A 694-nucleotide genomic window follows, 5' to 3' on the forward strand; every position below is an offset into this window, starting at 1 on the left:
CCACTTCTGGTTCGGGCCACTGGCGTAAAAATCCTGCTCCAACAGATTTTCTGACACAGGCAGGCCGTGTGCGCGGTAGCTGACCGGGCTGAACTTCCGGGAGGCCTTTGCCCTCAGTCCCTGACGGCGCAGGCTTGCCGCCACGGTTTTTACGTTAAAGGGGTAACCCTGAGCACGCAGTTCATCCGTCAGGCGTGGGGCACCGTAACGCTGTTTTGACCGGGTAAAAGCCGCGAGGACAACGCTGTCGCAGTGTTGGCGGAACTGCTGACGCGTGCTTATCCTTGTCCGCCGCTGACACCACGTATACCAGCCGCTGCGGGCCACCCGGAGCACGCGGCACATTGCTTTGATGCTGAACTCAGCCTGATGTTTTTCAATAAAGACATACTTCATTTCAGGCGCTTCGCGAAGTATGTCGCGGCCTTTTGGAGGATAGCCAGCTCTTCATCCCGTTCTGCCAGCTGGCGTTTGAGACGTGCAATCTCGGTAGACATCTCCAGTTCACGTTCAGAAGACGTCTGCTGATTTTGCTGTTTACTGCGCCAGTTGTAGAGCTGTGATTCATACAGGCTGAGTTCACGGGCTGCGGCAGTAACACCGATGCGTTCAGCAAGCTTCAGGGCTTCACTGCGAAATTCAGGCGAATGCTGTTTACGGGGTTTTTTACTGGTTGATACTGTTTTTGTCATGT

The 694-nt window shown here is 54.9% G+C and carries 1 pseudogene; it reads right to left on the reverse strand.

The features are described 5' to 3' along the window. A pseudogene (locus tag ABZJ92_RS22100) lies at nt 1-692 on the reverse strand (IS3-like element IS3 family transposase); the annotation flags it as partial. Nucleotides 693-694 lie beyond the last annotated feature (2 nt).

Source organism: Shigella sp. FJ200513, from assembly GCF_040495915.1.
Lineage (GTDB): Bacteria > Pseudomonadota > Gammaproteobacteria > Enterobacterales > Enterobacteriaceae > ECMA0423.